The sequence below is a fragment of the Dactylosporangium thailandense genome, assembly GCF_059739745.1.
The window spans coordinates 1,639,778-1,659,683 of record NZ_AP029195.1 but is presented as its reverse complement, the minus strand read 5'-3'; the positions used below and the strand labels follow the sequence as shown (position 1 = coordinate 1,659,683).

Annotated in this window: 21 protein-coding genes; 7 read left to right on the top strand and 14 right to left on the bottom strand. The window is 73.8% G+C overall.

Going from position 1 to position 19,906, the window contains the following annotated elements; genetic code table 11:
- Positions 1–4: 4 nt before the first annotated feature.
- The 8 genes from AC6JBM_RS07185 to AC6JBM_RS07150 all read right to left on the bottom strand — a co-directional run bounded on the left by AC6JBM_RS07185 (position 5) and on the right by AC6JBM_RS07150 (position 6,923).
- Positions 5–547, bottom strand: coding sequence for a GNAT family N-acetyltransferase (locus AC6JBM_RS07185; protein ID WP_497982807.1), 543 nt, complete (start codon positions 545–547; stop codon positions 5–7).
- A gap of 77 nt (positions 548–624) precedes the next feature.
- Positions 625–903, bottom strand: coding sequence for a GlsB/YeaQ/YmgE family stress response membrane protein (locus AC6JBM_RS07180; protein ID WP_497982806.1), 279 nt, complete (start codon positions 901–903; stop codon positions 625–627).
- Between the two features lie 640 nt (positions 904–1,543).
- Positions 1,544–2,665, bottom strand: coding sequence for an ARPP-2 domain-containing protein (locus tag AC6JBM_RS07175; protein WP_497982805.1), 1,122 nt, complete (start codon positions 2,663–2,665; stop codon positions 1,544–1,546).
- Positions 2,662–4,074 carry a hypothetical protein gene (locus AC6JBM_RS07170; protein WP_497982804.1) on the bottom strand — a complete coding sequence of 471 codons (1,413 nt, stop codon included), beginning with the start codon at positions 4,072–4,074 and terminating at the stop codon, positions 2,662–2,664. Before AC6JBM_RS07170 ends, AC6JBM_RS07175 begins: the two co-directional genes overlap by 4 nt.
- Positions 4,075–4,237: 163 nt before the next feature.
- Complete coding sequence (locus AC6JBM_RS07165) at positions 4,238–5,260, bottom strand: hypothetical protein (protein ID WP_497982803.1); 1,023 nt, start codon at positions 5,258–5,260, stop codon at positions 4,238–4,240.
- Positions 5,261–5,407: 147 nt separating this feature from the next.
- Positions 5,408–5,938 carry a SigE family RNA polymerase sigma factor gene (locus AC6JBM_RS07160; protein WP_350610988.1) on the bottom strand — a complete coding sequence of 177 codons (531 nt, stop codon included), beginning with the start codon at positions 5,936–5,938 and terminating at the stop codon, positions 5,408–5,410.
- A 78-nt stretch (positions 5,939–6,016) separates the two neighbouring features.
- A complete protein-coding gene (locus tag AC6JBM_RS07155) occupies positions 6,017–6,250 on the bottom strand; it encodes an SCO4848 family membrane protein (RefSeq protein WP_497982802.1) in 234 nt (77 codons plus the stop codon).
- 13 nt (positions 6,251–6,263) lie between these two features.
- A complete protein-coding gene (locus AC6JBM_RS07150; protein ID WP_497982801.1) occupies positions 6,264–6,923 on the bottom strand; it encodes a maleylpyruvate isomerase N-terminal domain-containing protein in 660 nt (219 codons plus the stop codon).
- A 289-nt stretch (positions 6,924–7,212) separates the two neighbouring features.
- Between AC6JBM_RS07150 and AC6JBM_RS07145 the strand changes: the two genes are divergently transcribed.
- Entirely contained in the window at positions 7,213–9,129 is a 1,917-nt protein-coding gene (locus tag AC6JBM_RS07145; RefSeq protein WP_497982800.1) for a discoidin domain-containing protein, read from the top strand.
- Between the two features lie 30 nt (positions 9,130–9,159).
- A complete protein-coding gene (locus AC6JBM_RS07140; RefSeq protein WP_497982799.1) occupies positions 9,160–11,061 on the top strand; it encodes an RICIN domain-containing protein in 1,902 nt (633 codons plus the stop codon).
- 53 nt (positions 11,062–11,114) lie between these two features.
- On the opposite strand, the gene AC6JBM_RS07135 is transcribed toward AC6JBM_RS07140, so the two are convergent.
- Positions 11,115–11,654: a DUF4232 domain-containing protein gene (locus AC6JBM_RS07135; protein WP_497982798.1), complete on the bottom strand. Its 540-nt coding sequence runs from the start codon at positions 11,652–11,654 to the stop codon at positions 11,115–11,117.
- 15 nt (positions 11,655–11,669) lie between these two features.
- Positions 11,670–12,932, bottom strand: a complete 1,263-nt coding sequence (locus tag AC6JBM_RS07130; protein WP_497982797.1) for an alpha-hydroxy-acid oxidizing protein — start codon at positions 12,930–12,932, stop codon at positions 11,670–11,672.
- Positions 12,933–12,956: 24 nt separating this feature from the next.
- Here AC6JBM_RS07130 and AC6JBM_RS07125 point away from each other — a divergent pair, with 24 nt between their 5' ends.
- From AC6JBM_RS07125 to AC6JBM_RS07110, 4 genes are read left to right on the top strand one after another with little or no spacing between them, the layout of a single operon-like run.
- Positions 12,957–13,412: a hypothetical protein gene (locus AC6JBM_RS07125; RefSeq protein ID WP_497982796.1), complete on the top strand. Its 456-nt coding sequence runs from the start codon at positions 12,957–12,959 to the stop codon at positions 13,410–13,412.
- Between the two features lie 42 nt (positions 13,413–13,454).
- Complete coding sequence (locus tag AC6JBM_RS07120; RefSeq protein WP_497982795.1) at positions 13,455–13,856, top strand: HIT family protein; 402 nt, start codon at positions 13,455–13,457, stop codon at positions 13,854–13,856.
- Between the two features lie 33 nt (positions 13,857–13,889).
- Entirely contained in the window at positions 13,890–14,501 is a 612-nt protein-coding gene (locus AC6JBM_RS07115) for a hypothetical protein (protein WP_497982794.1), read from the top strand.
- A gap of 11 nt (positions 14,502–14,512) precedes the next feature.
- Positions 14,513–14,890, top strand: a complete 378-nt coding sequence (locus tag AC6JBM_RS07110) for a DUF4240 domain-containing protein (RefSeq protein ID WP_497982793.1) — start codon at positions 14,513–14,515, stop codon at positions 14,888–14,890.
- A gap of 70 nt (positions 14,891–14,960) precedes the next feature.
- Here AC6JBM_RS07110 and AC6JBM_RS07105 read toward each other — a convergent pair whose 3' ends face one another.
- From AC6JBM_RS07105 to AC6JBM_RS07090, 4 genes are all read right to left on the bottom strand, one after another.
- Positions 14,961–15,815 carry an alpha/beta hydrolase family protein gene (locus AC6JBM_RS07105; protein ID WP_497982792.1) on the bottom strand — a complete coding sequence of 285 codons (855 nt, stop codon included), beginning with the start codon at positions 15,813–15,815 and terminating at the stop codon, positions 14,961–14,963.
- Between the two features lie 54 nt (positions 15,816–15,869).
- Complete coding sequence (locus tag AC6JBM_RS07100) at positions 15,870–17,309, bottom strand: hypothetical protein (protein ID WP_497982791.1); 1,440 nt, start codon at positions 17,307–17,309, stop codon at positions 15,870–15,872.
- Position 17,310: 1 nt separating this feature from the next.
- Positions 17,311–17,973: a zinc ribbon domain-containing protein gene (locus AC6JBM_RS07095; RefSeq protein WP_497982790.1), complete on the bottom strand. Its 663-nt coding sequence runs from the start codon at positions 17,971–17,973 to the stop codon at positions 17,311–17,313.
- A 270-nt stretch (positions 17,974–18,243) separates the two neighbouring features.
- On the bottom strand, positions 18,244–18,390 hold the full coding sequence (locus AC6JBM_RS07090) for a hypothetical protein (protein ID WP_350611002.1): 147 nt from the start codon (positions 18,388–18,390) through the stop codon (positions 18,244–18,246).
- An 84-nt stretch (positions 18,391–18,474) separates the two neighbouring features.
- On the opposite strand from AC6JBM_RS07090, the gene AC6JBM_RS07085 reads away from it, so the two are divergent.
- Positions 18,475–19,518, top strand: coding sequence for an LLM class flavin-dependent oxidoreductase (locus AC6JBM_RS07085; RefSeq protein ID WP_497982789.1), 1,044 nt, complete (start codon positions 18,475–18,477; stop codon positions 19,516–19,518).
- Positions 19,519–19,906: the final 388 nt, after the last annotated feature.

Here is a 19,906-nt window from a genome sequence, read left to right as displayed (position 1 = left end):
GGGCCTAGTCGGGGTCGGTGCGCAGCTTCGCGTGCAGGTGTTCGTCGTGGCGGCCGCCGTCGCCGTAGCGGTACGACTGACGGAGGACGCCCTCCAAGGGGAAGCCCGCGCTCTCGGCCACCCGGCACGAGCCGGGGTTGGCCACCGCGTGGCACAGCTCGATCCGGTGCAGGCCGACCGTGTCGAAGGCGAACCGCGCGGCGGCGCGCACGGCTCGGGTGGCGATGCCCCGGCCCCGGGCCTCGGGGACGGTCCAGTAGCCGATCATGCCGTGGTCGAGCGCGGCGTCCACGCGCACCGAGACCGTTCCCAGCACCGGGCCGCCGTCGGCGTCGGACACCACCCAGCCGACCCTCGTGCCGCTCGACCAGTCCGCGCGCTGCCGAATCCAGGTCAGCACGTCGGTGCCGGGCGGGGGCGGGCTCCACTGCAGCAGCGGCGGGTCGGTGAACGCCGCGGCGATCGCGGGCTCGTCGGCGTCCACGGGTGCGCGCAGCACCAGGTCCGCGAGTTCGATGCGCACCGGGTGCGGGGGAACGGTGGCCATACCCCGCACTGTACGCAGACACAACGATCCCCGGCCGCACGGGCCGGGGATCGTGAGGTTCGCGCTAGCGGTACTCGTTACAGAGCCCGGCGGCCGCGGCCGCTCAGGCCGGCGACGAGCGCCACGCCGACCGCCGCGAGCAGGACCTGGACCAGCAGCTCGCCCCAGTCGACACCCGGGGTGTCGGTGGAGATGCCGATGGCGTTGGCGACTACGGTGCCCAGCAGCGCGGCGATGACGCCGACGACCATCGTGACCAGGATCGACATGCTCTGCCGGCCGGGAACCACCAGCCGACCCAGCGCACCGACGATCAGACCGACGATGAGCGCCGTGATGATTCCGGTGACAGTCACTGCTCCTCCTCGAAGACTCTCGTTTTCCGGTCGACTCATTGATGCCCCTCGGCCGGGTGCACCAAACACGACATCGATCGGGTGGCGTCGGGGGAAATCGGCGGCGTGCCGGGAGCGGCCTGCTGAGACTGGTGGTACCGGAAGCGAAGCACGCGATCGCACAAGCTCACCGGCAGCCAGGTGACCTCCCCCGGTGGCCGCGGGGGACGGCACGACAGGGCGGTATGGCGCCGGCCGCATCCACGGCCCGCGACCGGCGCCATGCCCGTACTGCCGACCCAGAATCCGACATATACCCTGACAGGCGAAAAATCCGATATGTCGCGGCGCGGAGCGCCCGACATATCGGGCTCAGCAGCGGCACGGAGCCGGAGCACACAGCACGGGAGCGACACGAAGCACAGTGCCCGACCCATCAGTCTCACGGCTGACGTGAAGTGCCCGTCATGTCGGAGCGCTGTGTGGCCGCATCGGTCGCCGGCCGATTGCGGCCATCACGGCCTCGACGGCTTGATGCATTGACGTCCTCGTCGTTCTCGTGGCGCCGGATCACGCCGGCACCGCGGCCTGGCGGGCACTGCGCTCCGTTCGGCTTCGATGACGCCGGCCAGCACGGTGCCGGTGAGGAGCAAGCGGCAGCTCAGGAGCGAGCCGCGGCCCGGGCCGCGTCCAGGATGCCCGGCCGCAGCAGGTACCCGAACCCCGCCCGATCCAGCCGCAGCACCAACCCGCCCCGGTCGGTGTTCAGCGCCTCCGCCGTGCGCTCCAGCGACCAGTCGTGCGCCGCCAGACGCGACAGCAGATGCCCGCGCCGCGCCTGGGCGGCCGAGAGACGGAACGTCTTGAGATAGGCCACGGCGCCGTCGGCAGTCGTGATCGTCTCGCCGATGTGGTTGTCGGTGTCGAGCTGGAACGGCGGCAGGAAGCGCGACAGCGTGAAGCGGCCCAGGCGCTGCACCGGCGTGCTCGTCATCGCCTCGGCCGTGAACATCACCTCGTTGTGGAACGCGGCCCAGGAGGCGTCGGCGCGGGCGAGCTCGGCGCGCAGGTCCGCCACGCTGTGCACGCGGGTGGCGTCCAGCGGCTGGGCGAAGCCGGGCACGGCCGGGTAGAGCTGGGTGTAGTGGTACAGCAGTTCGCCGTAGCAGTCGCGCAGCAGGCTCGGGTGCAGGGCGCGGTAGTCGCCGGGGTGCGGGACCACGAAGACGCTCACGAGGGCGTCGGCCGCGTAGACCACGACGCCGCACTGGTCCGGGTGGATCTCGAATACGCGCAGGGCGTCGTCGAGCCCGCGCACGGACGCGCCGCGGTAGGACTCCTCGGCCCGCGGGGACAGGCCGCGGGTGACCGCCTCGCGGGTCCACTCCTGCCAGGCGATCGGCGGGCCGCCGAACTGCAGGTCGAGGAAGCCCTCCAGGGCCAGGTGCAGCGGCAGGAAGCGCAGGCGGTTGCGGTCCTCGCGGCGGGTCATGCGGCGGCGGAAGCGCAGGCCGGCGACGCGCGGCAGGCCGGCCTCGCGGGGGTCGAACAGCTGGGTGCCGTAGGCGGCGGCCGGGCCGCCGTCGTTCGTCCACTCGGCGACGAACGCGTGCGGGACGTAGGAGATGTACGCCGAGCGCGGGCCGAGCTCCACAATGGACAGCTCGTCGTCGTGCAGGCGCGCGTGCAGGCGCAGGTCGGTGATCGGCTCGTCGCGCAGCAGCGGCACGAGCCGGATCGCGCCCCACGTCTGCGCGGGGCCCGTGCGCAGGCCGGTGATCACGCCAGGAACCCTTCCACGCGGTCGTCGAGGAACACTCGCAGCTCGGCGAAGGTCGCGGTGCCGGTGGCGAAGCGGGCCAGCTCCACGAGCGCGGCGGCGTCCTCGGCGGCGCGCACGCCGACGCTGGGCACGGACGGCGCGAGCCGGCGCACGTCGAAGGCGTCGCCGTCGAACACCGGGTTGAGGTGCACGATCGACGTGCGCGCGGCCGGGTCGAGCCGCTGCCGCCAGATCCGCAGCACCTCGGCGGCCTGCCCGGGCGGGGCGTTGTCCCAGCCGTCGGAGACGACGACGAGCCGCTCGGGCCGCAGCTCGAGCGCGTCGACGAGCCGCCGCCCCAGCGGCGTGGCGCCGATCGGGTGCACGAGCAGGGGATCGCCCTCGTGGTTGAGCCAGATGGTCCGGTACCGCGAGGCCAGCGCCTCCAGCAGATAGTGCGTGGCGAGCGCGACGGCGAGCGGCCGGCGGCGCTTCACGGCGGAGCCCGACGCCGAGTAGCTGTCGTCGAGCAGCCCGACCACGTCGCCCCAGGTGCCCGCGCGGCGCCCGGCCGCCCGGCGGGCCGCGGCGCGCAGCGCGTCCGTGAGCTCCTCGCGCCGGCGCGCCCGCTCGGGGCGCGGCAGCGACAGCGCGTAGAGCGCCAGCCGGGTCAGCGGCACCCGGCCCAGGTCCTGCCCGCCCACGCCGTCGACCGCCGCGCCGGAGCGCTGCAGCCGCAGGCGCTCGAGCTCGGTGAGCCGCGGCGCGATCGCGCGCAGGAACTCGGCGCGGTCGAGGTCGCGGCGGCGGGTCGAGGCCAGGCCCTCGGCGACGGTGTAGGGCAGGTCGAACAGCGCCTGCTTGTCGTAGTGCGCGCGCCGCCAGGTCTCCAGGATCGGGGTCTCGTAGCGGGCGGGCCGGCGCCAGTCGAACAGCGCGGTGCCGACCTCGGCGGGCAGGCGCAGGTGCGCGTGGCCGGCCGCGGTCGTGAGGCCGCGGCGGTACTTCACCGCGTCGAAGGCGAGATCGGGCCGCCCCGCGACCCAGTCGCGCACGATGGCGCGGGTCCGCCGGTTGTTGATGCCCTCCGCGCGCAGGGTGCGCAGCAGGCGGTACACCCGCTGCGGGGGCATCCGGGCGAGCCGGGCGGCGATGAGCGCCCCCTCGCGCCGGCGCTGCGGCAGCGGCACCTCCCCGGCGCTGCGCAGCAGGGCGAGCACGATGGCCGCGGCGTTGTGGTCGTTGATGTCGAGCGCGAGGGTCGCGGCGTAGATCTCGCGGTAGTTCGTGCGCACGTAGTCGTGCAGGAACTCCAGCGACAGCCGCTGCCCGTCGGCGTCGGCGTGGAACTCGCGCTGCCCGGTCGCGGCGACGGCGGCGTTGACGAACATGACGACGTCCTCGCACGCGGTCAGCTCCGACAGCTCCACGGCCTTCCCTTCGCGGCACGGCGGATGGGGGCCGGCCGGGGAGTTCGGCGCACGAACTGCGAAGCATCGCTTCAGAGGCGGGTTCCGGAAGTCGCACGACAGTCCCGCGACCGGCCGGATCAATGTACCGTCGCCGGTCGCGGACCCGCCCCCGATTTCCGGCTCACCGGAAGTCGGTCGCCGCGACCATGGTGCCGGCGGCGTCGAAGGCCACGGCCGACACCGCGGCGTCGGTGGTCTTGGCCCACGCGACCTTCAGCCGCGGGTAGGCGCTCCACGCCCGGGAGCCGCTCTGCTCGACGCCGGCGCCACCCATCTGCACCCGCACCCCGTCGCCGACGTAGATGCACAGCTTCACCTTCCGCCCGCCGGCCGCGCCGTCCACGGTGAACACCGCGTGGTAGAAGCCCCCGGGGTCGCTCGGCGGCCGGCTCAGCGTCATGAGGATCCGGTCGGGGGCGGTGCTGGCCCGCAGCAGGGCGGTGTGGTCGTCGCCGTCGAACCAGAGCTGGAGCTGGCTGCCGTCGGCCATCATGACGCCGGTGTCGATGGGGTCGCCGATCCGCCGCGAGACGTCGTCGCGGTTCACGATGGTGTCGGCCCGCTGGATGCCGGACGACGTGGACTCGGCCAGCTTCGTGCCGCCGCTGGAGTAGGCGGTGAACACGGCGTCGGGCGTCGCCGGGTTCGGCTCGGCGGTCGTGCCGGCCAGGACGCCGCCGCGACGGACCCAGAACATGGTGTGCCCCGGCACGCCCGGAACCGGCGCGGTGGTCGCCTCGGCGGTCCGGCCGCCCGCCTTGACCGTGACCCTGGCGTCGTCGCCGCCGACGACGCCGTAGTCGAGGATGCCGCCGTTGCGGTCGTCGAGCTCGCCGATGATGCCGAAGCCCTCGCCGCGGATCCCGGCCCAGGCCAGGGTCCGCAGCCGGGCGGTCCGCTCGTCGTAGAGGCCGCCGCGCACGCCGTTGACCGGGTCGTCGTACCAGAGCACGAGCTCCTCGTGGTCGCCGAACGCCAGGCCGGTCGCGACCAGGGTGTTGGTGCGCACGGGGAACGACGGGTCGGCGGGGAAGGCGGAGTAACGGGCCGAGGTGAGCACGCGCGGGCTGACGGTGCTCTTGGCGTCGGGCGACGGGCCGGTCGCGGCCGGGGCGAGCGCGACCGCCCCGCCGGCGGCGAGCACGGAGGCGAGGGCGACGGCGATGCCGGCCAGGAACGTGCGGTACCGCCGCCGGACCGTGGCTTTCTTGACGTCGGCGAAGGTCAGGCCGGTGGTGCGGGGGGGCCGCCGCCTCGGCCAGGGCGCGGCGCAGGTCCTCGGTCGTGAACATCACTGCGCCTCCTGGTGGTGCGCGATCGGCCGCAGCTCGGGGTCGACGCGCAGCTTGCGCAGCGCCCGGGAGCAGGCGCTCTTGACGGTGCCGACGGCCACGCCGAGCTCGGCGGCCGTCTGCTGCTCGGTGAGGTCGAGGTAGTAGCGGCACACGATCACCGCCCGCTCCCGGCGGGACAGGTGCGCGAGGGCCCGGGTGAGGCTGGCCCGGTCCAGCGCGGCGTCGGCCGGGTCCGGTCCGGCCGCGACGCGCTCGGGGACCTGTGGCATCGGCCGTTCCCGCCGTCGCCGTCGCCGCCACCAGTCACTGTGGAGGTTGACCAGGATGCGGCGGGCGTACGCGTACGGGTCCCCGCCGTCGAGCCGTTCCCAGGCCGCGTAGGTGCGCACGAGGGTGTGCTGGGTCAGCTCCTCGGCCTCGCCGGCGTCCCCGGTGAGCAGGCAGGCGACGCGGTACAGCCGTTGTGTCGCACGGTCCATGAACGCCTGGAACTGCTGGTCCCGGTCCGCTTCGATGGCTCTTCGCATGTGCCGGCCGCCCCTCCCCGTCGTGACCCTTCGCCCCTCCTCTACTGCGCGGGGTCGCGAAAGGTTCCGCGGGTCCGTCTACGACCTGCGGCCCGCCCGCCAGCCGCGGACGCCCAGCACGCCGACGGCGGTGCCGATGATCAGGGACACGGCGATGAGCACCGCGTGCACGGTGAAGAACCCGGTGGGGTGCCCGGCGGCGTCCCAGGCCCGGTCGTCCTGCCAGATGGCGACGAGGAACCGGGGCCAGATGACCCAGGTCCAGACCCCGACGAGCACGAGAAACACCGACCAGCGACGCGACAACACCACCCTCGAAGTATGCCTACCGCCCGAGCGTGAGCCGGCGCACCCCGTGCCGCTCGAGGTCGGCGGCCTGCTGCGGGGTCGGCTCGGCCCGCCCGGTCGCGACCCGCAGCAGCGCGAGCGGCGCCCAGCCGAGCTCCGCGCCGCCGTACAGCCCGACGAGCAACTGCGCCGCAGACGCGGTCAGCCACGGCTCCCGGCCGAGCGCGCCGGCGAGGTCCAGCCCGTGGATGCCGGCCTCCAGCACGCGTGTGACCAGGAAGTCCGTGAGCAGCATCGCGTCGCCGTGCCGGGTGCGCACGACCCGCCCGGGCGGCTCGCGGCGGCAGCGCCCGATCGCGTCCTCGCGCGCGGCGGCGAGCCGGCGCACCAGCTCGGGGCCGCCCGCCTCGGCCGCGGCCCGCCGGCCCGAGTCGATCCGTTCGGCATCGGTACCGCCGGAGAACCGCTCGTCCGCCGTGAAGTACCCGGCGGCGTCGATCTCGGCCCGCCCGGGCGCGGGGGCGTCGAGCATGCCCGGCACCCGCGCGACGCCGGCCACGACGTGCCCGAGCAGTTCCGCGGCGTTCCACGGCGGGCAGGGGCTCGGCCGCGCCCAGTCCGCCTCGGGCACGTCCCGCAGCGCCTCGGCGAGCCGCCCGGTCTCGGCGGCCCACGCGTCCAGCGGATCGACGGTCATGCCGACACGGTAAAGGGGACCCGAGATCCGAGCGGCACCGGTGGTTGCCCAATGCTCTGCCACCTGAGCTACCGCCGCGTTCACGGCGGGCGGGACTCGAACCCGCGACACCTGGATGAGGAAGTATCCGATACCTGCGCACCGGGCCCCCGGCTCGCACTGCCGATGACCGTAGCAGCGGCCCCCGCGCGAGCGCCCGGCAATTTCTTGACATCAGTCGTGGCCGATGCTGTGCTTCACGCAGCACGTTACATTCTTGTTTCATTTGTTACAAGCGTGGGAGATGCGTATGCAGCGCAGGGTGTTATGTCTCGTCGCGGCCGGCGCGGCGGTCGCGGCCGGTCTCACCGGGGCCACCGCGGCCGAGGCGAGCGCCGCGCCCTCGGCCCGCGTCTGGGTCACCACGATCGACCGGGCCGAGCTGATGCACGAGCGGGCCGCCGTCGCGTTCACCACGAACGCGAGCAGCCGCACGACGATCACCGTCGACCCGAGCCGCGCCTACCAGAGCATGGACGGCTTCGGCGCCTCGATCACGGACTCGTCGGCGGCCGTGCTCTACCGGCTCTCGCCCGCCAAGCGGGCCGAGGCGATGCGGGCGCTCTTCGACCCGGCCGAGGGGGTCGGCGTGAGCTTCCTGCGGCAGCCGATCGGGGCGTCGGACTTCACGGCGCAGCCCGAGCACTACACGTACGACGACATGCCGCCGGGACAGACGGACTATCTGCTCACCCGCTTCAGCATCGCGCACGACCAGGCGCAGATCCTGCCCCTGCTGCGGGAGGCCAAGCGGCTCAACCCGCAGCTGAAGATCATGGCGACGCCGTGGAGCCCGCCGGCCTGGATGAAGACCAGTGACTCCCTCGCCAGCGGGGAGCTCAAGGACGACCCGAAGGTGTACGCCAGCTACGCCTTCTACCTGACCAGGTTCGTCCTCGCCTACTCCGCGGCCGGGGTGCCCGTCGACTACATCACGATCCAGAACGAGCCGCAGAACCGCGACGCGGGCGGCGGCCCGGTGATGGGGCTCAACACCACCCAGGCCGGGAAGGTCATCGAGATCCTCGGGCCGCTGCTGCGCCTGGTGAGCCCGCGCACGAAGATCCTCGGCTACGACCACAACTGGCAGACGCACCCGAACGACATCGCCAACACCCCGCCCGGGCAGGACCCGGAGGCCGACTACCCGTACAAGCTGCTGCGGAACCCGGCGAGCCGCTGGATCGCGGGCACGGCGTACCACTGCTACTACGGCGACCCGAGCGCGATGACCGCCCTGCACGACGCGGACCCGGGCAAGGGCATCTGGTTCACCGAGTGCTCCGGCTCGCACGGCGCGAACGACACCCCGGCGCAGTACTTCACCGACACCCTGAAGTGGCACGCGCGCACCATCACCGTCGGCGTCACCCGCAACTGGGCCAAGTCCGCGGTCACCTGGAACCTGGCCCTGGACTCGACCGGCGGCCCGCACCTCGGCGGCTGCGGCACCTGCACCGGCCTCATCACGGTCCAGCCCGACGGCTCCTGGACCACCGACGCCGAGTACTACACGATCGGGCACCTGTCCAAGTTCGTGAAGCCCGGCGCAGTCCGCATCGCCAGCACCAGCTTCGGCAACCCCGCGTGGAACGGCGAGGTCACCGACGTGGCCTTCCGCAACCCGGACGGGTCCACGGTCCTGGTGGCCCACAACGAGAACGACGCGCCGAGAACGTTCACGGTCGCGGCCGGCGGCCACTCGTTCGACTACACCCTGCCCGGCGGCTCGCTCGCCACGTTCACCTGGCCGAAGAGCAAGGTGCTCGACGACGGGCTGAAGCTGCTGTCCATCGCGGGCGCGACGGCGTCGTCGTCGCCCGCGAGCCCCGACGCCGCCCTCGCCGTCGACGAGGACGCCACGACCCGCTGGTCCAGCGGCGCGGCGCAGGAGCCGGGGCAGTACCTCCAGGTCGACCTCGGCTCGGCGCGCACCTTCCGCCGGGTCGCGATCGACAGCGGCGCGAGCGCCGGCGACTACGCCCGCGGCTGGCAGCTGTCCACCAGCGCCGACGGCACCCACTGGACGACCCTCGCCCAGGGTGCCGGGGCCGGGCAGCTGACCAATGTGGACGTTCGCCCCACCACGGCCCGGTACCTGCGGATCACCTCGACCGCCGCGACCGGGAACTGGTGGAGCCTCGCCGACATCCGCCTGTACGCCTAGTTCCGCCCACCACACCGAAGGAGCACCGCCATGCGCCTGCGTCTGCTGGCGACGAGCACGGCCGCCACCGTGCTCGTCGCCGGCGTGGCCTACGTCGTCGCCCAACCCGCCCCCGCGCTCGCCGCCACCTCGGCGAGCGTGTGGCTGACGACCCCGGACCGTGCCAACCTGCTGTCCCAGAAGAGCGCCATCCCATTCGGTACCGCGGGCAGCGGCGCCGTCATCACGGTGAACCCGAACACCACCTACCAGTCGATGGTCGGCTTCGGCGCCTCGCTGACCGACGCCAGCGCCTACCTCATCTTCAACTCCCCGGCCCGCAACACCGTCATGAACAACCTGTTCAGCCCGTCCTCCGGCATCGGGCTGAACTGGCTGCGGCAGCCGTTCGGCGCCTCCGACTTCTCGCGCAGCTTCTACAGCTACGACGACGGGGCGGCCGACCCGAGCCTGTCGCGCTTCTCCGTCTCGCACGACCAGGCGTACATCCTGCCCCTGCTCACCCAGGCCAGGTCGATCAACCCGCAGGTGCAGGTCATGGGCGTGCCGTGGAGCGCGCCGGGCTGGATGAAGACCAATGGCAACATGGTCGGCGGCTCGCTGTCGACCGGCTACGAGGGCGCGTTCGGCGACTACCTGGTCAAGTCGGTCCAGGCGTACCAGGCGGCCGGGGTGCCGATCCAGTACCTGTCGATCCAGAACGAGCCGCAGTTCTCCCCGCCCGGCTATCCCGGCATGCTCATGCAGTCCGACCAGCAGGCGCGCATCATCAACTCGCTCGCCCCGAAGCTGGCCTCGGCCGGGACGGGCACGAGGATCCTGGCCTGGGACCACAACTGGGACAACACGTCGTTCCCGCAGCAGGTGCTCGCCGCCGCCGGCAACAACGTGGCCGGCACCGCGTGGCACTGCTACGGCGGCACCCCGAGCGGGCAGACGACCGTGCACAACGCGTACCCGGCCAAGGACATCTTCTTCACCGAGTGCTCCGGCACCGAGTCGGGCAACACGTTCGCGGACTCGCTGCTGTGGCAGGGCCGCAACCTCGCGATCGGCGCGACCCGCAACTGGGCCAGGACGGTCACGACGTGGAACATGGCCCTGGACACCAACCACGGCCCGGTGATCGGCTCCTGCACCAACTGCATGGGCGTGGTGACCGTCAACGGCGGCACCATCACGTACAACGCCGAGTACTACGTGCTCGGGCACCTCGCGAAGTTCGTCAAGCCGGGCGCGGTCCGCATCGACTCGACGAACCAGGGCCAGGGCGGCATCGAGAACGTCGCCTTCCGCAACCCGGACGGCTCGATCGTGCTCGTGGCGGTCAACTCCGGCGGGGCGCAGAACTTCCAGGTCTCCTACGGCGGCTCCTCGTTCGGCACGAACCTCCCGGCCGGCGCCATGGCCACCTTCACGTGGCCGGGCGGCACCGTCACCCCGACCTCGAACCCGCCCACCACGGGCGGCGGGGGCGGCCAGCCCAGCACCAGCGCCTGGTACCAGGTGATCAACACCAACAGCGCCAAGTGCCTCGACGACACCGGCTGGGGCACCGCCAACGGCACCGCGCTGCAGCAGTGGTCGTGCAGCAGCCCGGCGGCGACGAACCAGCAGTGGCAGTTCCGCTCGGTCGGCGGCGGCTACTACAACGTCGTGAACCGCTACGCGACCGGCCTGTCGTGGGACGTCAACGGCGGCACCGGCGCGACCGGCGACGGGGCGCAGGTGCACCTGTGGTCCTACGGCGGCGCCACGAACCAGCAGTGGCAGGCGGTCGCGAACGCCGACGGGTCCTTCCGGTTCATCGCCCGCAACAGCGGCAAGTGCCTGGACGTGAAGGACGTGTCGACGGCTGACGGGGCGCAGCTGCAGCAGTGGTCGTGCACCGGCGGCCCCGCCCAGTCCTTCCGGCTGGTCGCCCAGCCCTAGTCACCCCGGCCCGGCGCGTCCGCACACCTTCCGCGGGCGCGCCGGGCCGCACGCTAGAGCCACACGCTGACCTCCAGCTTCCCCGTCGAGCCGAGATCGAGCGGGACGGGCGGCTGCACGATCTGCCGCGCGGCGCCGGGCGCGGGCGTCACGGCGAGATAGACACCGCTCACCGGCGGCTTGCTGATGTCGTCGTACGTGTTGCGCCACGCCAGCACCGCCACCGTGCTCTGGCCCGGGGCCAGGGCGACCGGGTGCGCCGACTCGCTGTGGCTGCGGCCGGGCACGATCGCGATGTCCTGCGGGTCGCGGTCCTTGCCGAGCACGACGACCTCCGGCCGGCCGCTGACGGTCACCGGGCGGTCGCCGCAGTTCAGCAGGTGCAGGCCCATCTCGCGGTAGCCCATGGCCGCGTCGCCGCGGTCGGCCCAGAGGCGCAGGCCGCCGTCGGGGCAGGCCGTGGACTCGGCGGACGGGGTCACGCTCGGGCGGGCCGAGGTCGTGGTCGGCAGGGTGTTCTGCGGCTCCAGGCCGGGCCGTGCGCAGCCGGCGAGCAGCAGCAGCGCCAGCAGTGGTACCCCCGTGACTCTCATGCGTCGATCCTGCCCTCAGGGTGCGGGTCGCAGCACGTCCGGGGTCAGCCCGGCGAGGTTCGCCACGCCGGTGAGGGCCATCGTCAGGTCCAGCTCCGCGAGCACGTTCTCGATCACCTGGCGGACGCCGTCGGCGCCGGCGAGCGCGAGGCCGTACAGGTGCGGGCGGCCGAGCAGGCACGCGTCGGCGCCGAGGGCCAGGGCGAGGAACACGTCCGCGCCGGTACGGATGCCGCTGTCGAAGAGCAGCGTGGGCCCGGCGCCGACGGCGGAGCGGATCGCGACCAGGGCGTCGAGGGCGGCGACGGCGTGGTCGACCTGGCGGCCGCCGTGGTTGGACACGATGATCCCGTCGACGCCGGCGTCCAGGGCGCGGCGGGCGTCGGCGGGGTCGAGGATGCCCTTGAGCAGGATCGGCAGCCGGGTCCGGCCGCGCAGCGTCGCCAGGTGGTCCCAGCTCAGCCCCGGGTTGGAGTAGATGTCGAGGAACGTCTCGACGGCCGCGCGCGGCTCCCGGGCCCGCAGGTTGGCCCACGTGCTGCCGGGGTGCTCGCGGGCGATCGACAGCAGCGTGCGCAGCGCGCCGAGGGTGACCTGGGCCTTGGCCGCCGGAGTCCGGCCCCGCTCCCGGACGATCTCCATGAACCGGGGATCCGAGGTGTACTGCGCGATGCCCTGCCCCCGCGCGAACGGCAGCGAGCCGAGGTTGAGGTCCTGCGGCCGCCAGCCGAGCATGGTGGTGTCGAGGGTGACGACGAGCGCCCGGGCCCCGCACGCCTCGGCCCGCCCGATCAGGGAGTCGACGAGCCGCTCGTCGGTGGACCAGTAGAGCTGGTACCAGAACGGCGTCCCGCCCATCGCCTCCGCGGTGCGCTCCATCGGGCTGCAGCCCTGGTTGGAGAAGACGTACGGCACCCCGGCCGCCGCCGCCCCGCGCGCGATGAGCACGTCGGAGTCGCGCCGCACCAGCGCCCCCGCCCCGACGGGCGCGAGCAGCAGCGGCGCGGCCAGGGGCGTGCCGCAGACCTCGGTGCGCAGGTCGCGCTCGGTGACGCCGTGCAGCATCCGCGGCTGGACCCGCCAGCGCTCGAACGCGGCCCGGTTGTGCCGCATCGTCGCGCCCTCGCCGGCGCCCCCGGCCACGTAGGCCCAGGCCCGCCGGGACATCCGCCGCCGCGCCGCCCGCTCCAGCTCCGCGGCGTCGGTCGGCACCGCGGGCCGCCGCCCGAGCGAGCCCTGCCGGTACACCACGCCCTGCCGGGCCCGCCCGATACTCATGGCGCGGACGGTACCCTGGGCCCGATGCCCCTGCCGAGCGAGGACGACCTGCGGGACGCGACCTGCGTGGCCTGCCCCGGCCAGTCGCTGCCGCTCGGCTCCTTCGACGTGGCCGAGCGCCCCGGCCCGGGCATCCCCTACGACGCGGCGCTCGGCTTCCGGGTGCACGCGGCCACGGGCACCCCGACGTGCGTGCACCCGTACCGCGTGGGCGTGCCCCCGGCCCGGTACGCCTCGGCCGGCGCGCCCCTGCCGGCGGAGCCGGCGCCCGTCCCGCCGCCGCCCGCCGACCCGGAGCTCCCGGCCGACCCGACCCTGCTGGAGGCCTGGCTGATCGCCGTGGCCCGCGGGGCCGAGCCGGCCACCCTGGGCGCCGCGCTGCGCCGGGCCGAGACGCGGGCCCTGACCCGCTTCCCGCCCGCGGAGGTCGTCGCGGCCCTGCGCCGGGTCCTGACGGTGGAGCTGGCCCGCCACCGGTGACGAGGACGCCCCGCCCGCGCGCGGCCAGTAGGGTGGGGGTTCATGAGCAGCGTCTTCTCGAAGATCCTCGCCGGTGAGCTTCCCGGCCGATTCGTGTGGCAGGACGACGACGTCGCCGCGTTCCTCAGCATCGCGCCGCTGCGGCCCGGCCACACGCTGGTCGTCCCGCGCCGGGAGGTCGACCAGTGGACCGCCGCCGACCCGGACCTGTTCGCGAAGTGCGCCGCGGTCGCGCAGACCATCGGCCGGGCCGTCCAGCGCGCCTGGGACGCCCCGCGCGCCGGGCTCGTCGTGGCCGGGTTCGAGGTGCCCCACCTGCACATCCACGTCTTCCCGACGTGGGGCATGGACGACTTCGACTTCGCCCGGGCCGACCAGAACCCGGACCCGGCGGCGCTGGACGACGCCGCGGAGCGGATCCGCGCGGCCCTCGCGGAGCTGTAGGGATCCACGGCGCCCGCGGGGTATGAGGATCGCGTGCGCGTGCGCTTCGACGGGTGGATCGCCGGGATCGGGACGGGCAGCGGGACGCGGCTCGTGCTCGGGCACTGGCCGCGCTCGCCGTTCGGGCCGGTCAGCGACGTGATGGTGGAGCACCCCGGCGGCCACCGGGTGCTGCTGGCCCAGACCGCGGAGCTGGCCGCGTTCGTGGCCGCCACCTACGCCTTCGACGAGGTGCGGGTCGAGGCCATGGAGGTGAGCGCCGGGCGGGCCTGGCACGTCGGGGCGGGGCCGCTGCGGCTGGACTTCACCGTGGGCCGTCGCGGCGGGCTGGGATGGCTGCTGCGCGCGGTACCGGCGGGACTGGCGCGGCACCCGGGCTGGGTGCGCCTCGTGGACCTGCCGGCGCGCTTGGCGCTGCGGGGCGTGCGCACCTGTGGCAGCGCGGGCAACGGGCGGCGGGAATGGTACGGCGTGCGGGACCTCCACCCCGTCGCCGCCGCCACCGCCACGTGGGACGGGCGCGACCTCGGGCCGCTGACCGACGTGGAGCCGCCGGTGCGCTTCGGGTTCGCCTCGACGCCGCGCCACCCGTCGTTGGCCCGGATCACGACCACCGTCGAGGTCCCGGACACCCGCGCGCCCTAGGCTCCGCGCCCGTGGACGACGCCACGGCCGACCTCTGGGGCGCGGCCTACCAGATCATGGACGGACGCTGTTCGGGCGAGGACTTCCGGGCCTTCCGGCACTGGCTCGTGAGCACCCTGGACCCGGCCACCGCCGCGCGGGTCCTCGCCGAGCCGGACACGCTGGCCGAGGTGCCCGAGATCCGGCGCCTCGCGGGGCGGGAGACCCGCGACTGGGACGAGGCCGAGTGGCCGCGGTCGGCGCCGCCCGCGGGGGCGGCACCGGCCGGGCCGTCGTGGGACTTCGACGATCCCCGCGAGGTGGCCCGGCGGCTGCCGCGGCTGCGGCGGATGTTCCCGCGCATCGGCGAGGTGCGCGAGGCGCGGGACCATCCGCTGCACGTCACTTAAGGCCTGTTTCATACCTGGGGTGGGAGCGAGGCGGAATCTGGGCCCGCCGCAGCCCCGCCTCAGGTAGGCCTTAACAGGCGGTGCTGCGGAAGCTCGACACCGCCGTGCCCGTGAACCCGCAGGTGAACGGGGTGAAGCGCGAGTCCTGGCTGACCCACCGCTTGAACCAGGAGACCATCGCCCGCGAGACGGTCGGGTTGGTGGTCTGCGGGAAGAAGTGGCTGGCGCCCGTCAGCTCGACGTACGTCTTGGGACCGGCCAGGGTGTTGTAGAACGGGATGGCGTGGCTCGACGGCGGGGCGACCGTGTCCGACTGGCCGCCGACGATGAGCACCGGCTCGCTCACCGTGTTCCAGCTCTTGTCGGTGTTCCAGGGCGCGAGCGGAACGCCGGCCTTGACCAGGCCCGTCGTGTCGGCGGCGAGCGCCTCGAGGGTGCCGCCGCCACCCATGGAGTGCCCGGCCACGCCGCGGCGGCTGCCGTCGACGTGGGAGCGCACCGCGGTCGGCGACGAGCCGACGGCCCAGTTGAGCGCGGCGAGGAGCTGGCTGCCGCGGCTGGCCGGCTGGTCGTAGATCGAGTTCGTCTCGATGCCGACCACCACGAAGCCCCACGAGGACAGGCGGGGGCCGATCCAGGCGAGGCTGGACCAGGTGGCGGTGAACCCGGGCGAGATGGCGATCACCGGGTACTGCCCGGCGGCGGTCGGGTAGTACACGCGGCCGCCGCCGAAGCCGCTGACCGTGCTGGGGATGCTCGCCGAGGTGGTGGCGAAGCTGCCGTTGCCGGTGATGTTGGACGCGGTCGGCGCCTGGCCGATCTCGTCCGCGAGGGCCGGGGACGCGACCGTGGCGACGGCCGAGCCCATGAGGGTGAGGAGCAGCCCGACGCGCAGCGCGAGCCGGATGGCGGGGGTGTTTCGCACCGTTGTCTCCCGGTTGAGGAGGGCAATACTTCGATGCGCGTCAGTGTGTCCAGGTCAGGCTGGGCCCGGGATCCGTGAAATCGCCAGTTTCAGCTGCCCGGTCCAGCCGTCGGTGTGGATCACGCGGCCGGCGAAGCGCTCCCGCAGGACCCGCAGGGCGGGCAGGCGCTGGGCGGTCTTGCGATACTGCGACGCGGCCGAGGTCGCGTCGGCGTAGATCCCCTCGACGCGGAAGCCGAGCAGGTCCAGGGCCCGGTTGAGCTGGGCCGCCTGGTCGGCGTCGCGGCAGGTGAACACGTAGGTGGCGTGGTCGGCCGCGTTGAGCACCTCGTAGACCAGGTGCCCGGACGGGGTGAGGACCAGCAGGAACGCGAGCACCGCGGGGTCGGCCGGGTCCGTGAGCGCCGCGTGGTCGGTGTACGCCGGGGTGACGGACTCGTGCGGGAAGACCGACCGGGGCAGGTGGGGGCCGGCGGAGTTGCCGCTCTGGAAGCCGCCCATGGTGCCGAGCATGCCGTAGGCGAGCCCGGGGCCGTAGGCGTCGAACGGGCCGTCGAAGCCCGACCCCGCGCCCGAGACGAAGCCCGCGGCGAGCATGCCAGGCAGGCCCGAGCCGAAGTAGCCCGCCCGCCCGTCGTGGTCGAGGACCGGCGGCCGGGCGGAGTCGCGCCACGGGCCGGCGCCGGAGCCCTCCCGCTGCACGGAGACCGTCTGCTTGAACCCCAGCCACACCCGCCCCAGGCCGAGCAGGTGCTGGGCGCCCGCGACCCGCTCGGGCCGGGTGGCCGCGTTGATCAGGGCCGGGAACACGCCGGTCTCGACCGCCTCGAGGCCCTCGCGCGGGGCGGCGAGCCCGTCGCGCAGCAGCGCCGCGACCGAGCGCAGCGCGACCGGGCCGAGGCCGGGCAGCAGGGCGGCGAGGAAGTGGCTGGTGCGCCCGGACGCGGCGGCGGTGCGGGCGCGCAGCAGGTCGAGGAACTCGCTGGTGCGGCGGGCGAGCCGGCCGACGGCGATCGGGGGGCGCCCCGGGACGTCGATGCCGATGGTGTACCCGCTGCTGTCGGTCGTCACGCCCTTGATGAACGCGTACGGGAGCTTCTCGGCGAGCCCGGCGTCGGGGACGATCACGAGCGCGTCGTCGTAGAGCCGCAGCTCGGCCGGGGAGCCGTCGGCCCACCCGGGGAACGCCTCGGCCGAGCCGACGCCGTCGAGGAGCAGCACCTGCTCGGTGTCGGCGACCCGCGCCTCGGACAGCTCCGCGAGCAGCTGGGTGCGCATCACGCCGAGGCGGCTCAGCTCGAGCCGGGCGCCGTCGGCGAGGACGAGCAGCACGACGTACGGCTGCGGCTCCTGGATCTCGACCACGTCCCCGGGCGCGACCCGCAGGACGGCACCCTGCTCGGGGGTCACGACCAGCGCGCCGCCGGCCATCTCGGCGGTGGCGCCGCCCTCGTCGAGCAGGGCACCGCCGTCGGCGATGAGGCGATAGTGCACGTCAGGCCGTCGACTGGCCGCATTCGGCGCAGAACATCGCGCCCGGGCTCGTCGGCGTGCCGCAGTTGCCGCAGAACTTCTTCTGCTGGGCCGGGGCCGCCGCCAGCGGGGTGCCGCAGTGCTGGCAGAACTTGCCGCCGCCGGTCTCGTTCATGCACGAGGGGCACCGGCCCACGGCCTGGTCGCGGTAGTTGACGCCCTGGGTCCAGTTGACCTGGTTGATCTGCTCGTGCAGCTGGTTGACCTGGGCGGCCGCCTGCATGCCGGCGATCTCCTGGTCGAGGCGCGGGGCGCAGCTCGTGCACAGGCCGCGCTCGTGGTTCCAGCAGACCTGCTGGCACACCCACTGGCCGCAGCGGTGGCACTGGGTGAAGTGGACCTGCATCTCCTCGGCGGCCTTGGCCAGGGCCTTGTCGCGGGTCGAGCCGCGCACGCCGTCGCGCATCCACTCCGCGTCCCAGCCGATCTGGGAGGCCTTGTTGCCGATGTCACCGCCGAGCAGGTCGCCGCCGATGCGCAGCAGACGACCGCCGAAGCCGGTGACGGAGTGCTGGAACGAGGAGGAGTACCCGTTTCCGCACCGCATGCAGTTGAACTCGAACTGGTACCCCTCGCGGGTCGAGTGGTCCGAGTAGTTGTTGGTGAACGGCACCATGCCAGCCATCGGCGACAAACCCCTATTCGAGAGCAACCGGCCTACCTGCCTTTTGTACCTGTTGCTCGCCTGTCATATGATCGGCAAGTCGGTCATATGACATCGCCTGATCGGCTCCGACCTGGGGACTGGCACGTAGTACTGCACGGTTGCGGTCGATGCCCCGAACGCGTTCGCCCGCCGGCGCGGGTGGCGCCGCGGCCGCCTGGCGGGGCGGCCGGGCGCCGCCCGGCTCAGGCCGTGATCGCCGGCCCGCTCAGGCCGTGATCGCCGGCCCGCTCAGGCCGTGATCGTCGGCCAGGCGAAGGCCAGCAGCGCGCAGGCGCCCGCCAGGCAGGCGAGGTTCACGCCCCGCACGGGAACGGGCAGCGCGGCGACGACGAGCAGGACAATGGCGATGAGGTAGAGCACGGCCTGAGCCGACACGACAGCCTCCGGGGTTGGGGGGGTTCGGACTGGTCGATCCATACCCCCGGCACCGTCCACATGAAACACTCGAGGAGCACGCGCATGCCCGCACCCGATCAGCCCCTGCGCAAGCTGGGTTTTCTCACCATCGGCCTGTTCGACCCGGACGATCCGGCGGCCGGGCACGAGTCCACGCTCGAGGTCATCGCGCTCGGCGAGCGGCTCGGCTTCGACAGCGCCTGGCTGCGCCACCGGCACCTGCAGCACGGGATCAGCTCGCCGCTGACCGTGATCGCGGCGGCGTCGCAGCGCACCGCCCGGATCGAGCTGGGCACCGCCGTGATGCCGCTGGGCTGGGAGAACCCGCTGCGCCTGGCCGAGGACCTGGCGACCGTCGACCTGCTCAGCGGCGGGCGGCTCAACCCGGGGATCAGCGTCGGGCCGCCGATGCACTACGACCGGGTCCGCGCGGCGCTGTATCCGGACACCGCCGACGCCGAGGACTTCACGTACGCGCGGGTCGAGCGCCTCCTGTCGTTCGTCGCCGGCGAGGCGGCCAGCGACTTCGAGGGCACCGAGGGATTCGAGGTCTTCTCCCGGCGCGTGGAGCCGCACTCGCCGGGGCTGCGGTCGCGGATGTGGTACGGCGGCGGCAGTCTCCGCTCGGCGCAGTGGGCCGGCGAGCACGGCATGAACCTGCTCACGAGCAGCGTCGTGAAGGCCGAGGATGCCGAGGACCCCGCCCCGGACTTCGCCGCCGTCCAGCTCGCCCACGTGCGGGCGTTCCGCGCGGCGCACCCGAACGGTGCCGCGGCGCGCGTGTCGCAGGGCCTCGTCGTCATCCCGACCGACAGCGCGACGCCGGCGCAGCGGAAGAAGTACGCCGAGTACGCCGCCAAGCGCACCCCGCGCACGGCCACGCCGCAGGGGCCGGCGCGCCTGATGTTCGCCCCGGACCTGGTCGGCCCGGCGCAGGAGATCGCCGAGCGCCTCTACGCGCACGCGGCCTTCCGCGAGATCGACGAGGTCGCCTTCGCGCTGCCGTTCACCTTCGAGCACGCCGACTACGTGCAGATCCTGACCGACATCGCGACCCGGCTGGGCCCGGCCCTGGGCTGGGCGCCGTCGTCCCGCGCGGGGTCGTGACGGGCTCGTAGCGCTCGTCACGCCGTCGTCCCGCGCGGGGGTCGCAACGGGCTCGCAGCGCCCGCCACGCCGTCGTCCCGCGCGGGGGTCGCAACGGGCTCGCAGCGCCCGCCACGCCGTCGTCCCGCGCGGGGGGTCGCAACGGGCTCGCAGCGCCCGCCACGCCGTCGTCCCGCGCGGGGGTCGCAACGGGCTCGCAGCGCCCGCCACGCCGTCGTCCCGCGCGGGGGGTCGCAACGGGCTCGCAGCGCCCGCCACGCCGTCGTCCCGCGCGGGGTCGCAACGGGCTCGCAGCGCCCGCCACGCCGTCGTCCCGCGCGGGGTCGCAACGGGCTCGCAGCGCCCGCCACGCCGTCGTCCCGCGCGGGGTCGTAACGGGCTCGCGGCG